Source organism: Roseovarius sp. B08 (assembly GCF_051417955.1).
In the GTDB taxonomy this organism is placed as follows: Bacteria; Pseudomonadota; Alphaproteobacteria; order Rhodobacterales; family Rhodobacteraceae; genus Roseovarius.
In genome coordinates, this window is the sequence record NZ_JBPRLW010000002.1 from 291575 (window position 1) to 305050 (window position 13476).

General features: G+C 57.5%; 12 protein-coding genes and 3 pseudogenes. 7 read left to right on the forward strand and 8 right to left on the reverse strand.

Annotated features, from left to right (window positions below):
* Positions 1–70: 70 nt before the first annotated feature.
* Positions 71–956, forward strand: a pseudogene (locus ACSQ76_RS22785) (recombinase family protein).
* 126 nt (positions 957–1082) lie between these two features.
* On the opposite strand, the gene ACSQ76_RS22790 reads toward ACSQ76_RS22785, so the two are convergent.
* The 3 genes from ACSQ76_RS22790 to ACSQ76_RS22800 all read right to left on the reverse strand — a co-directional run bounded on the left by ACSQ76_RS22790 (position 1083) and on the right by ACSQ76_RS22800 (position 2285).
* Positions 1083–1376, reverse strand: coding sequence for a helix-turn-helix domain-containing protein (locus tag ACSQ76_RS22790; RefSeq protein ID WP_437158448.1), 294 nt, complete (start codon positions 1374–1376; stop codon positions 1083–1085).
* A complete protein-coding gene (locus ACSQ76_RS22795; protein ID WP_437158449.1) occupies positions 1373–1714 on the reverse strand; it encodes a type II toxin-antitoxin system RelE/ParE family toxin in 342 nt (113 codons plus the stop codon). The genes ACSQ76_RS22790 and ACSQ76_RS22795 overlap by 4 nt, the downstream gene beginning before the upstream one ends.
* A gap of 343 nt (positions 1715–2057) precedes the next feature.
* Positions 2058–2285, reverse strand: a complete 228-nt coding sequence (locus ACSQ76_RS22800) for an AbrB/MazE/SpoVT family DNA-binding domain-containing protein (RefSeq protein ID WP_437158450.1) — start codon at positions 2283–2285, stop codon at positions 2058–2060.
* Between the two features lie 464 nt (positions 2286–2749).
* Here ACSQ76_RS22800 and repA point away from each other — a divergent pair, with 464 nt between their 5' ends.
* From repA to repC, 3 genes are all read left to right on the forward strand, one after another.
* Entirely contained in the window at positions 2750–3949 is a 1200-nt protein-coding gene (repA, locus tag ACSQ76_RS22805; protein ID WP_437158451.1) for a plasmid partitioning protein RepA, read from the forward strand.
* Positions 3949–4917 (forward strand): plasmid partitioning protein RepB, encoded by a 969-nt coding sequence (gene repB, locus ACSQ76_RS22810; RefSeq protein ID WP_437158452.1) that lies wholly within the window; start codon positions 3949–3951, stop codon positions 4915–4917. Before repA ends, repB begins: the two co-directional genes overlap by 1 nt.
* A 238-nt stretch (positions 4918–5155) precedes the next feature.
* Positions 5156–6211: a plasmid replication protein RepC gene (gene repC / locus ACSQ76_RS22815; protein ID WP_437158453.1), complete on the forward strand. Its 1056-nt coding sequence runs from the start codon at positions 5156–5158 to the stop codon at positions 6209–6211.
* Between the two features lie 228 nt (positions 6212–6439).
* Here the strand turns inward: repC and ACSQ76_RS22820 are convergent.
* A pseudogene (locus tag ACSQ76_RS22820) lies at positions 6440–7331 on the reverse strand (Fic family protein); the annotation flags it as partial.
* Positions 7332–7336: 5 nt separating this feature from the next.
* On the opposite strand from ACSQ76_RS22820, the pseudogene ACSQ76_RS22825 reads away from it, so the two are divergent.
* The 3 genes and pseudogenes from ACSQ76_RS22825 to scpB form a co-directional block, all read left to right on the forward strand.
* A pseudogene (locus ACSQ76_RS22825) lies at positions 7337–8123 on the forward strand (DNA-binding protein); the annotation flags it as partial.
* A gap of 279 nt (positions 8124–8402) precedes the next feature.
* Positions 8403–9287 carry a DUF1403 family protein gene (locus tag ACSQ76_RS22830; protein ID WP_437158454.1) on the forward strand — a complete coding sequence of 295 codons (885 nt, stop codon included), beginning with the start codon at positions 8403–8405 and terminating at the stop codon, positions 9285–9287.
* A 3-nt stretch (positions 9288–9290) separates the two neighbouring features.
* On the forward strand, positions 9291–9890 hold the full coding sequence (gene scpB, locus ACSQ76_RS22835; RefSeq protein ID WP_437158455.1) for an SMC-Scp complex subunit ScpB: 600 nt from the start codon (positions 9291–9293) through the stop codon (positions 9888–9890).
* On the opposite strand, the gene ACSQ76_RS22840 is transcribed toward scpB, so the two are convergent.
* From ACSQ76_RS22840 to ACSQ76_RS22855, 4 genes are all read right to left on the reverse strand, one after another.
* Positions 9874–10908: a TniQ family protein gene (locus tag ACSQ76_RS22840; protein WP_437158456.1), complete on the reverse strand. Its 1035-nt coding sequence runs from the start codon at positions 10906–10908 to the stop codon at positions 9874–9876. The two genes, scpB and ACSQ76_RS22840, sit on opposite strands and share 17 nt — an antisense overlap.
* The gene (locus tag ACSQ76_RS22845; protein WP_437158457.1) at positions 10905–11786 is read right to left on the reverse strand and encodes a TniB family NTP-binding protein; all 882 of its coding nucleotides are present in this window, start codon (positions 11784–11786) and stop codon (positions 10905–10907) included. Before ACSQ76_RS22845 ends, ACSQ76_RS22840 begins: the two co-directional genes overlap by 4 nt.
* Position 11787: 1 nt before the next feature.
* Positions 11788–12732: a Mu transposase C-terminal domain-containing protein gene (locus ACSQ76_RS22850; RefSeq protein WP_437158458.1), complete on the reverse strand. Its 945-nt coding sequence runs from the start codon at positions 12730–12732 to the stop codon at positions 11788–11790.
* Between the two features lie 143 nt (positions 12733–12875).
* Positions 12876–13421: a helix-turn-helix domain-containing protein gene (locus ACSQ76_RS22855; protein ID WP_437158459.1), complete on the reverse strand. Its 546-nt coding sequence runs from the start codon at positions 13419–13421 to the stop codon at positions 12876–12878.
* Positions 13422–13476 lie beyond the last annotated feature (55 nt).

Below are 13476 nucleotides of genomic sequence, written 5' to 3' on the forward strand. Positions count from 1 at the left end.
GGTGACTTGCGTCGCCGTGGTCAAATGGTCGTTTATTGGCGATACCCTGAATTGTAAACGGCCCGATTTCATGCCCCTGATAGGTTTTGCGCGCGTATCGACAGAAGATCAGATCCCCCTACCCCAGTCTGAGGCACTGCAAACCGCGGGATGCGTCGAGATATTCGAAGAACACGCCTCTGGCGGCAATCGCGCGCGTCCTGTGCTTGCTCGTGTAATTGAGCGGGTCCAGAGCGGCGACACACTGGTCGTCGTGCGGATCGACCGGCTTGCGCGGTCCTTGTCGCATCTTCTCAAGGTGATTGAGCGACTGGAGGCCAAAAGCGCCTTCTTCCGCTCGCTCCAAGACCCAATCGACACGTCCTCACCACAGGGTAAGTTTACGCTGCAGGTTCTGGGCGCTGCGGCCGAGTTCGAACGCGCTCTGATCCGCGAACGCACAAAGGCCGGGCTCGCCTCTGCGCACGCCAAAGGGCGCGTTGGATGCAATCTTGGGCTTCGCACCAAAGACCCCGCCGCGCTGCGCAAGGTGCGGCTGGCGCGACAGGACGGCTACATGGAGCGCCTGAACGAGACCGCGCAAGATAGGGTGCCCCATGTGCGCCGCCTGCGCCTGTATATGGCCTGGGAAGACGTGCTGCGGATCATCAATGGGCCCCCTGCCCCCAGATCGTCATTGGACCCAAAGCCGACTGCTCCGCGCCGTGAAGGCATATACGCGCGACGGGTTTCTGCCCGATGAAGTGCTTGGCCCCGCCGGACGCCGCGAAACCGACGACCGCCTGCCGGCTATCGTGGCTGCCATCAAAGGCGCGGACCCAGAAATCACGCTACAGGCGATTTGTGAAAGGCTGGAATCCATGCGTGAGCACACCCCGCGTGGCCGCACCAGCTGGCAGCCGCCTTCGGTGAAGATGTTGGTTGAACGTGCAGAAAAGCTAGGAATGTTGGAGTAGATGTAGGATTACCGCTATCTCCTAACCGATGATACATCACTCACCGTGCTTCCGAGCTCAGAAGTTCTCAGGCTTCATTCAGGGTATCGTCGACAGGAGTATCAAAGGGATCGCGTGCGCCACGGATCAAGCCCCTCGCAATAGGTCCTGAACCACCGATGGCTTCTTTGCGATCAAGGCCAGCAGGACTTGAGCAGGGCCCGTCGGGTGTCGACGCCCATGTTCCCAGTTCAAGAGCGTGCCCTTTGCTACTCCTATGCTTCGAGCGAATTCGGTCTGTGAGAGACCAGTTCGTTGGCGAACTTCGGCCACATCGACATTGCCAACAGATACCTCATGAACCTTGGCGGCGGACACGTCGCCATCGGCGAATGCCAACGCCTCCTCCAGGCCCTTCGACACCGATTCATATGCAGTCATGTTCCGTCTCCATACTTAGCGACAAGCGTCTTGCTCATTTCAACTGCCGCGGCTTGCTCAGACTTGGACAGGTTGGCCTTCTCATTCTTGGCGAAGACCGTGATCAGAAAGATTGGCATATGGTTCCCACCAAATACATACAACGTCCTGAAGCCGCCGCTCTTGCCACCCCCGCTTCTTGGGATGCGGACCTTGCGAAGCCCGCCGCCGAGTGACACTCCGTCATTAGGATTAGCAGCAATGAAGTTGATTGCAGCCTCGCGCTCTTGTTCCGACATGATTGCTTTGGCGCGCCTTTGGAATTCGGGCAGTTCCACCACCGTCTGCAGTCGTGTCATCTCGGATTACCAATTATGCTTCATTGGCATATAAGTCAATGGCACATAAAGTACGCTTAAAGCAAACCACTTTGTGCCACTCTTGGATATAGCCCAATTGCTAGGGCATCCGGCTAAAAGCTTAAGGCAGTGTAGAATGCTGCTGGAAAGCATCGAGCGGCTTGCTCCTTCGCAAAACAGCCATGTCATAACTTTCCAGAAGAGAGGATGCGGTGGTCTCACGGCTGAACCCTGCATTACTACAGCCTCATTCAAGTCCAGGGCCCCTGCCCTTGGATGTCCTCGCTCGATCCGCCTTTGGATCATCCGCGATCAGAAAAAAACGGCATTCGTTTCGGCGATTTCAGCGCTCGTGCACAGCGTCGCGGCACAGACGCGTCTCACTGGGCAGTTTGCCCCGAAACCGCTTCAGTGCTTTGAAGATTTCATCCGCGCGAGGCTGACGCCGAACATGCACAGTCTCATCGTCCTTTAACAGGTCAATCTCATCACCATCCTTCAAGCCAAGTTCACGCACAAGGTCGGCGGGCAAACGGACAGCCAGATAATTCCCCAATTTGGCGACCCGCATCTTGTCCTCTCAAGGTATGGAGAAACGACGTTCAATGTACGTCCATCTTGCTCCAAGAGCAAACCCATCGCCGTGCCGGTACTGCGTAGAAAATGTGCCTACAAGCCATCGCAACTGAACCTGTTGTCGTCCAATATTTTGAAGAATCATCCGGTTCGCATTGATCCAGCGGAACCATCGACCAATGATACCAAGCCGGTTTCTCAGCAGGTAAGTTTGCCCTGCTTTCGCAAGAAACGATCTACTGGATCGAGATTATATTATAATCTTTCAATTACTTAAATAAGCGCCAACAGATTGATCGCAATTGGTGCTGTGGATAACTTTTGTACTACATCTAGATTCTTCTTGCCGGACTCGCTGGATCGTGGCATTCCCATTCTGACGGCAAATTGCGTCATTCACGTTGTGCGCCGTCAAAATGATCAAGAGCCTTTACAGAGGCCAAGAGCGGGCGGCAGGATATGGATGATCGTAACGTTGGATATGCGCAAGGCATAGGCTCTTCTGACATCGGCACGTTTGCCGACAATCTGGCCGAGTCCCTGGATCGGCAGATGAAGATCGCCTTCGAACCCGAAGAGCGTAAAGCCCTGCGGCGTTTCAGCTCGACCGAAGTTGCCGGTCTCCTGCGTGTAAGCACGTCTAACCTGCGCAACCGGCACAAGGACGGTAGCTTCCCGGAAGTGCATACTGATAATCGCGGGCACCGGTTCTACACAGCCCAAGAAGTAGACGAATTGCGCAACATCTTGGAGCGCACGGGAAAGAACGCCGAATCTTATCGGCCAGGCCGACGCGATGGCGACCGGCTTCAGGTGCTGTCCGTCGTGAACTTCAAAGGTGGTTCTTCAAAAACAACAGCGACGATACATCTTGCACAGCGGTATGCCTTGCGCGGTTACCGTGTTTTGGTCTTGGATCTCGATCCGCAAGCAAGTTTGACCACATTTTTCGGCTTTCGGCCTGAACTCGAGTTCGCCGAAGGCGGAACAATCTATGATGCTCTGAGGTATGAGGACCAAGTTCCGCTCGCTGACGTGATCCAGAAGACCTACTTTCACAAGCTCGACATGGTTCCGGCGGGCTTGATGCTCTCGGAGTACGAAACCGAGACAGCAAACGCGCTCGCCCGTCGGATGCAGCCCATTTTTGCGGAGCGCCTCGCCTTGGCCCTCGAGGAGGTAGAGGCAAATTACGACATTGTACTGATCGACTGCCCCCCTCAACTCGGCTTTCTGACCCTCACAGCATTGGCGGCTTCTACGGGGCTCCTGGTGACGGTCGTACCAGGCATGCTGGACATCGCTTCCATGAGCCAATTCCTGAAACTTGCGTCAGAAACGGTCAAGGCAGTGGAAGAAGCGATCGGTCGACGTGTGACATGGGATTTCGTGAAATTTTTGATCACTAGATATGAGCCGTCGGACGGGCCACAGACCCAAATGGCTGGCTACCTGAGATCAATTCTCGCCGGCCAGGTCATGACCGAGCCAATGCTAAAGTCTACCGCAATCTCTGACGCCGGAATGACCCAGCAAACCGTCTATGAAGTTGATCCCGGCCAGTTCATCCGCAAAACGATTGATCGCGCTCTGACCAGCGTGAACGGCGTTGCCGATGAGCTGGAGCAGACGATTCAAATGGCATGGGGGCGTCGCTGATGGCCAGAAACATTTTCAACCAACCTCCGAAGGACGAAAAAGAGAGCGCGGCTCCCTCCCCTACCTTGCAAAAAGCTGCAAAACTGCCCGGCTCTGTTGGTGGATTACGGGACTCGTTGCGCGAAATCACGGCCAATTCGATCCGGGACATAGAACCCGATCAGATTGACATGGATGGCCTTCGCGATCGGTTGGTGCTGGAAGATACGAGCATAGACGAGCTTGCCCAGAGCATTCGCAAGCATGGCCAACAAGTGCCGATCATGGTTCGCCCATCGGGCCAACCCGACAGATATCGCGTGGTCTACGGGCGCCGTAGGCTGGCGGCGATCCGCAAGATCGGAGGACCGGTCAAGGCAATCGTTCGCACATTAGACGACGACGCCTCGCTTATTGCACAGGGTCAGGAGAACAACCTTCGACTCGATCCGTCGTTCATAGAAAAATCTATGTTTATCAAAGAGATGCAGGAGATTGGATATAAACCTAGTGTCATTCAGGATGCTTTGGGGTTAACCCGGCAAGGCGTGTCCAACCACCGAGTCGTTATCGATCAATTGCCTGATGGGCTTGTTCAGCTTATCGGGCCGGCACATGGCATCGGAAGACGGCAGTGGGGTGATTTGGCGGCCCTATCGGACAAGGTAGACTTGGTGAATTCGGCCAAAGAGGTGATTGCCGCCCTGCCCGACGACACTCCAAGCCCCGAGAGATTTCAGGCGGTCTATTCTGCTTGCTCGCACAAGGCGCGAGCAGACAAGAAACCGGCCAATCGCGACGTGACGTCCGTCGTCAAGAATGAGAGCGGCGACACTGTCGGAACGCTGACAGTCGATCAGAAATCGATCGCCATCAAGATCGCCAAAAAGGACAACCCTGAATTCGGCCAGTGGCTCGAGGAGCATGCGGAAGCTGCGCTTTTGCAACTCTTCGATACGTGGCGGAATGAGAGCGGCTCTGGGTCCTAACCCAAGCCACATGGAGGAACCCGAGCAAAGGAGAAAAGCGACGGCCAGAAAGAAAAGAGCCCCCCAAAGTTTCCCCTGGAGAGCCCTCATCATTCGATTAGCACTCATGATGTAGCAACCTCCAGTAAACCGGTCAAGAGTCACCGATTCGGTGAACTGATTTTTATTGCCTTTTCCCAGATGAAATCTTGGGAAGAGACAGGGAAGCTGTGGGCCAAACGGTCATCGTGATCAAACCATGGCATTTACAAAACTATCAATCGAGGCTGCTGGTGCCGATGCATCGCGCGGCTCAACTCCCTCATCTGAAATCGATATCTGGACCATCTTCCGAGCACTGAGAGACGCGCGCAGCGTTTTCGGGCTTCGCCCTGGTCACATCCAGACCCTTCAAGCAATGCTCAGCTTTCTGAAGCCTGGCCATGGCGAAACGGTTTTTGCATCAAATTACTCCATTTGCCATCGCGTTGGCGGGATCGACGAACGGACACTTCGCAGACACATCAACCGCTTCGTTGAACTCGGACTCATCAAGCGCAATGACAGCTCGAACCGAAAGCGCTACCGCGTTCGTTCATCCGGCGGGGAGTGCATCAGTTATGGATTATCGCTCGCCCCCCTACTCCAACGTGCGAGCGAGCTTATCACCATCGCGCAAGAAATAGAGAATAACCGGCGGGATCGGATATTTGTCCGCAAACAGATCCTTACAAAGCTCGCCCATTTGGAAGAGCATGATCCCAGCAACACATTCATCAACCACGCACGAAAAACGCTACGAAGGAAGCTGAGCCTCCCCGAATACCGCGCACTGCTCGCCGACACAGACGCAGAATGCCAGAATTTGCCCACCCCGGATGACCCACCAGAAACGATGGAATTGCCCGCCAATGACGGACAAACTGTCCGGCACCAATCTAAGTCTGAAAAAGGAAAAAAAGATTTAGAAAGCAACGTAGGCACTGAAGCCCTGACTCCTGACTTGTTAACTTCAGTCTGCAATCAAGCGACATCTTTCTCGACAGAGAAACTTAGAAGTTGGTTAGACATTGAAAACCATGCCCGAACACTTGCGCCGATGATGGGCATTCACCCAGAAACGTTCGAGAAAGCAAAGAAAACTATAGGAGCACAGAAGGCTTCGTGCGCGATTTTCATCATGCTACAGCTAGGGCAACGCATCAGAGATTTTGGAGCCTACTTTCACAGTATCACTCTGGGCCAACGTCAACCCCAATTTGATCCGGCCGCTCTGATTAAACGCTTGTCCAAGACCAACGAGTGTGTCGGCTAGCGTCCACCGCGGTGGACGTCCGACTGAAAACCGCGCTTATGAAAGCGCCATCTTTCCGAGAGCTACAAAGGCGGTCGCGCCAAGACCAGCTCAAGGGAAGATGTGCAATCATTAGCTTGCCTCGGAACAGAAGATGTCCACCGCGGTGGACAAATTGGGCACCAAATGGACACAGTGGTTCCCGACGCCAATCGTTGCAGGATACGATAGTGTTCTCTCGTTGTAATTCTAGCGCTCCACCGCCAGGTCAGCATCGCCAAAAAGGTTTGGAAAGAGCCGTTCTCGATAATCCAACGGAAACGCCAACCAAACGGACGTCTTGGGCGAGGTGGAAGCCAGATATCCGGCAGCGGTCAGTTTGCTCGGCGTTTTGCGAGCAGTACGCTCGGACGTCTTGAGCACAATCTGCGCGTCGTCCCTATCGAGGGCGCCGTACCGAAGAACGGCGGAGATCAGTTCCGGCGCTCGCTTGTCATCGATGGTTTCTGCAACAGGACGACGATACCGCTGATCCAGTTCGCCAAGAACGAAGAGTTTTGCCGAAAAGCTGATCTGGCCGAGTGTCACCTTTAGGAGCCATTCGCTGAACGTCTTCAATGCCGTCTCGGATAATTCGCCGCGCCCGTCACGGTCTCCTCGTCGGGGGCTGTCGGCAAGATGCATCATTCGTTTATTCTCGCCCAAATCGGTCAGCCCGCGGGGCAGTCCACGCGAAAAGGACCAGAGCCCGTTGGCCTTCAATCCCAGCTGTAAGGGCTATATCATGAGACATCATCCTGCTGAAACGTCCGTTGCCATCTGGGAAAGGGTGGATGTAGTTCAGCCGGTGATGGGCGGATGCAATCGCGATGATCCGTCCGCTCAAGGACCGCGCCGCAATCTGAAACCGTTTGTCAAAGTGATCCATGAATGCCGCGACGCGCGACGGTGAAAAAGGTAGGTGGCGCCCAACAGTAACTTCCCGATCGTCATCCTGACGCATGCGTTCTGGAACGATGGGCTCGTGTGCGCTGTCTGGATGTTCAATGATCCGAAACTCGTTAAGCATCTCGTCGTAGAAGCTCTTATGGACTCAGGTCAGGAATTCGACAGATGTGGGGCGGGGCAGGGTGCCCGAGCGGCTGGATGGAGTTGACGGCGCACCGGACACTAGCACTGCGCGAAGCTGTCGGGTGTTCGCCTGACGGCGCCTTGAAACTGCTGCTTCTGAAGCTCGTCAACGACACCTTCAGGACGTCCAGTTCGGCGGCAACTGCCTCGAGGCTTCGGTGCCTCACGTCTATATGTCCGCGCACGCGCGCGATCTAAAGGACAGCGTGGCGGCCAAGCTGATGGACGAACGCCACACGGAGTGGGAGGCCGACCTATCGCTTGGCGACGATGCCGCCCTCTGGGACTACCTGACCTCCCTTGATCAAGGGGGCCGGCTGTCCTTGCTCGCGCATTACCTCAGTTTTGGGATCAACGCACTCCACGAGAAGGTGAAGGCCTACGGTGCCGGCATCTTCCCAGTGGTCTGACACGGAGGATGGCGCAAGCCCACTTGCTTGCCCAGGCGGCTGACCTCGACATGGACGAGGCGGGATGGGAGCCGACGGTCGATACCTACCTAAACGGTGTGCCAAAGGCCCGGATCCTCGAAGCAGTGCGTGAGGCGAAAGGCGAGGGCACCGGGCAACACCTTGATCACCTGAAGAAGGGCGAGATGGCGACCGAAGCCGAGCGTCAGTTGAAAAGCAGCAGCCGGTTGTTGGAGGTGCTTCGCCGTAGCGATCTGGCGTCACTCGATAGTGGGGAAGGGCAGGGGGCCTCAGAAGGTGTTTCCGACACCGAACAGGCCGAAGAGGCCAATTTTCTCGCCTTCCAAACCGCCGATTTGGCGAGCGATGAGGCGCTGATGATGGCGTCGGAGTGGTCCAGACCATCCGAGGGCGGGAAACTTACGCTCAGTCAAGTAAAAGTTAACAATATCAATATGATGAATGCAAAACTACGCGCTAAGGATAAGGAATCTTGTCTGCGTAGTCCAAACACTGTCTATGTCGCTGCACCTGTCGCGCGTAGCGGATGTTTTATGTCTCACGAAGGGCACGATATTGCAAACTTATTGGACATATAAAGGTTCGACAAAGAGGGGCGGTTTCTACACTATATGGTAGTCAAAAGCGCCGCCGCGAGATAGTGTTGTGGCATGACATATGCCCGCTCAACCTTCGACAGCGACCGTGATAGCTTACCCCGGATGCCGCCCTGGGTCACCTCGGCACGCGCCGAAACCCTTGAAGATGTGGCGTTTTTGTCGGGCGCAGCACTGAGCCACCTGCATCTTGTGTTGGGGCGAGAGGCGGTTCCCCAAGCCTTGTTACGGGATCGGCTGGCACTGCGCGCAACGGAGGCTTGTGTCGCTTTTTTGGGTCGGCCGGAGCGGGCAAGGGAGCTGCGCGACGTGGTCCATCTGCTGCGCCCCGGCGACCTGCCCGGCCCGGCAGGCGAAACCTGTCTGGCGTGGCGTCGTGCCACGGAAAGGCCGGTGACCGTGAAAGCTCTGGTCCGGGCGCTGCCTGAACTTCAGGGTGATCAGATCGCGCATTGGCTCGATGCCGGGCAGGGGGCACCGGTCAGTCGCGCGGCAATGGTGCTGGAGGCGGTACTAAACGATGCCCCCCGTGCCGAGGTGCCCGCGCTCGTCCTTGCTGACGCGACCCTCGCTCAGGCGCTTGGTTGGGATCATGTCGTGCCGCTTCTGGCCGCAGGCCTGAAACAGGCCGACATGCGCAAGCGAGGCGAAGACCTACGCTCGGCTTGTCATCGTGCGCTCGTTTCATCGGCGGTGGATGCCGTGCGTCTCTCAACTGACCTCGCGCGGCGGGCAGCGCATCTCAAAGCGGTCGCTCCGAAGCTGCGCGCCAAAGGCGCGGAGGCCGCCGTCTCGATGTTCCTGACCCAAGATGCCGTCGCGCCTGCGGCTCTGCCACTTCCGGACCGGTCCGCACGACGGCTCTGTGACCGGTTGGTCGATCTCGTCGCGGTACGCGAGTTGACCGGCCGCGACACCTTCCGGCTCTACGGGATCTGAGCGATGGCCAAGGATCACGCCGAAACTGACTTCGATCGGGAATTGGACGATCTGCCAACCGAATTGCGCTGGCGTGAATGGATGCGGCGGATTGAAGCCGTTCTCTTCGCCAGTGCATCGCCGGTGCCGCGCGAGGACCTCGCGCGCGTGGTGGGGCAGGGGGCTTCGGTCGATCTGTTGGTCGAAGACCTGGTCGCCGATCTCGAAGGACGATCCTTCGAAGTGGCGCAGGTGGCCGGCGGCTGGATGTTGCGCACGCGGCCCACCTACGCCCCAGCGATCAGGGCCGCTGCGGATGTGGGCGAACAGCTTCTGGACCTGGACGAATATGATGTCGCGGTGCTCGCTGCCATCGCCTACCACCAGCCGATCACCCGGGACGGGCTGAAGGACATCTTCGGCAAGGAGATCAGCCGCGATCTGATCGGGCGACTGCACGCGCGCGGGTTGATCGGAACCGGCCCACGGTCGCCGCGGCGTGGAGCACCCTATACCTATGTGACGACGGAGCAGTTCCTGGTCGCGTTCGATCTGGAGTCGCTGCAGGACCTGCCCGATCGGGAGCAGATGGAGGATGCAGGGGTCATCAATTCGCAGGCATAGCCGTTGCCAATGATGTGCGGCGGTTTGAATGAAGGCGAACGATGACCTGTTGTAAGTCCGCCAAATCAGGATGTCTGGAGCGCGTCTTTGGTCCCGGTGTGATCTGTAACGTGATCTCTGCACTCAATGATGCCACCAAGTCGGAATGCTTGGGCGCAGCCAGTGCAATGCGGGTCCAGAGATCAATTGCAGGATGCTTGGAACGTTTTTGGAGGTGCGTCAATCCATCGGCCAACTGGCGGAACAATGCGTAGCGGACCCGGTGCGGCAAGCGCGAAATTGACGTCGGCTCGCCATTGAACGTGAAACAAGTCGTCCCAAGCATGTCGGACAGGGATGGATTTTCATGCCGTCCATGTCCCGCAACATGCATTCGAAGCAAATCGTCGATGAGCCGTTCGAGACGCTGCACATCATACTCGGCGGGCAGGGTGGGTTTTCGCAGATCGGCATCACACCAGACGCAGAAATGTTGCGGCAGAAGCCGGTTTTGTCGAGCAGGCGCGATGCCGCCCCAGCAGGTAGGGCAGTGATCGCGCAAGCGGCATCCATGCCGAAAGCAGGAAACACGCGTCACCAAAGTCCAGCCCCGCCGGAAGTAGGACTCGTGATCTTCTTTCAGGCACACTGGGCAGTATTGTAGGCGATTGGTCGATGACGCCGATGTGCGGGCGCTCCCAGATCCAATGATCTGCCGCAAACGCAACCCGGCCAGTGGGTCGCGGTTCAAAGCCAGGCCATCGATGTCCTCGGCAGGCAACCCCGTTCGTTCGACTAGCAAACTGAGGGTTCGCCCGGGAAGGTCTCGGTCAAGCTTCGCAGACCAATCTCCTCCTACGATATCCAGAACCCGCCCAAAATATTGAGGTGGAATTCCATTGGCCATGGCCAGCCGATGCAGGCAGCTCGACAGAAGCTCTCCGGGTGCCGGTGCAACAACGCCGGGCCAGCCTTGCCCCACCTCATTGCCGTAGTCGCGCGCAGGTGTGACTGTGATCTCGGACGCAGACTGGGTCACATCATTTCGCGGCGCAAAGGAGCATTTCGGCGTTTCGACAGGGGCGTGTAACCAAGCGAGGTGATGGTCGCTTCAGAAATGTGTTCCTCGCCGTTCCTTATCGCCGTGATAGCCGCGTTGCTCACGATATCGACGACCTCTCCGATCAAGCCCTCTGACAATTCATGGATGATCTCAGCCAGTGACGGTCGCGACAGGTCCGAGCCTCGGGCGAGAGGCATGCTGGTCTCAAGACTATCGAGGAGCGTCGCGAAATCCTCGTCATACGCCCATCTGGGAACAGGGATCGTATCGAACCGCGATCCCATTTCCTCGGTGTCGTGTACCGCGTCATAGACCGCAACCTCGCCGACCAATACGGGCGAGATGTCGTGGACACGTGCGATACGGCGCAGGAACGAAAAGATAGCTTTCACGTCTTGTCGGCGCCCTCGAAGGGCGCTGTGAAACTCATCGAAGATGAGCAGGCGGGGTTTCAAGTTGTCCAGCAAATGATCCACCTGCTCGCCCGCGCGCGACAGGCTCCGCCAACCAGACGCCTGAGGCGCGCGCAACCCGGCAAGAATGCTGGCATAGAAGTGAGACAGCCCGGCACCCTCTCGGGTCTGGATCACCCAGATCCTTTGACGTTCTGACTGACGCAAATGTTCAATCGCGAAGCGTTCGGCGATCATCGTCTTGCCATTATGATAAGGGCCCGTCAGCAAGAGCCCTCTGGGGCGCAAAGCTACTGGCCGATCGAGCAGCAGACGCATGGCGTCATGGGCGCGACTTGCAACCGGATGGCTGATCCAACGGGCCGTCCGGATATGGGCGATGCGGCACGCGTCACCGGCATCGAGAAGTGATGCGGCAGAGTCCAGGAGGTGATCCGTCATTTTACCAGTCCTCCACCGGAAAGACGCGGCGCGGGCGTTCGGGGTCAGGCGTTTCCCTGATTGGTGTTTGGGCAGGAGTCAGGCTCTGGTAGGGTTTCGGCGCATCAGCCGCATGCCTGGCCCGTGCGATCTCCTTCAGCCTTTGCTTCTTCGTTGCTGAGGCATCCACGGTCGCCGCGATTTCGCGGCGGATCGCGGTCTTTTCCTCGATGCGGCGGCGGCCGGTTTCGCGCGCTCGGTTTCTCTCGGCTCTGTGCTGCCAGAGGGTGACCGCCTCAAGCAATCCATCCCGCCGCCCCACAGGGCGCCAAGCTCCTGTATCGGGATCCTTGATGTAGATGTGGCTAATGTCCCGAGGATCAAAACGAACATCGAGAGCATCCAATCGATCACGGCGGGCGACCAATGGGCCCATCCATGGATCGAAATAGTCGTTGGCAAACAGGCTGACACCTTGAGGTGAAATCCTGCGTGTCTTGTTCGGGAGAAAGCTGAGCAGAACGTCGAAAGGGTTGTCTTCCGGGCCATCCGGCTGACGGCATTTTCGTTCCCATTCCTTGGTCGGGACCGTCAGCTTGCGTTCATTCTGGCTAAGATTGTGATCGATAATCGCCAGCGCGATACAGCGTTCGAGGTCTGCAAAATTGAGCCTCGCACGGTCTGCAGACTGGTACTCACCCCGATCCGCGATGGAACGCCCGGTCTTGCCAGGCAGGGAGCGCAGCACCGTATTCACCTTGCCGAGAAGCCGCTCGACAACCCCGCCACGATGGACGGTCCCCTTGTTTCGGCTTTGAATTGCAATGCCGTACTCGGCACAACCCCGGATAAAACTGGCGCTTCTGAATTCCATGGCGGAATCCACGACGACCTTCTTCGGGCGACCAAACATCGGCCAGGAATGATTGATGTCGCGCGCTGCGAGCCAGTCCTCCTTGCGGCACATCGCCTGCGCAAGACAGAGGGCGACCGACAGGCGTGAGGGCTGCTCAAGGGTCAGGCAGAAGCTAATAATCGCGCGTGTTGCAACATCGGCTGCGATAGTGAGATAGGGGCGTCCGACATAGATGCCCTGACCATCGATGACTTCTACAAACTGGATGTCGGCGGGGTATGGTCTATCTGAACGACATCGAGTGCGTGATTGGCCCGGATATAGCCCGGGCGGGGTTTCAGACGCCGCAGGCTTTTCCCTCCTGAATGTCGCCGTCGTGCAATCTCCTCGGGCGTGAACAGTCGTGGGATACGCTTGGAAACGGTGACATAGGCGGGCGGATCAAGCCCTTCGCTGCCGCATCGGGCGCGGATTTCATCGACGATCGGCGCAAGGTCCGGTTGCTCGGGCCGAAGCCACATCTCCCGAAGCGTCGCCGAAATGATCTCCTCAACAGCCGGGCTGATCCTTGCGCGCCTCGCCCCACCGGTCTTTGGCAACAGTGAAGACACCCGACGTTCGGTGCGATATCGGCGCAGGTGGTTGTAGACTTGGCGCGTCGAGAGACGCAATTCGGATGCGGCCCGAGAAACTGCGGTGCGCACAGGCTCTTGCCCGTCCAGAATGCGATCCAGCTCTCGCGCGATACGCGTTGCCTTGGCCCAAGCGTCGTCAGACGCTTCGTTTTCGCGCAGCGTCATGAACCCGCGGCTCCACGGTTTCTAAACCCCATATTCTGCCCCGTTCTCTCGCTTG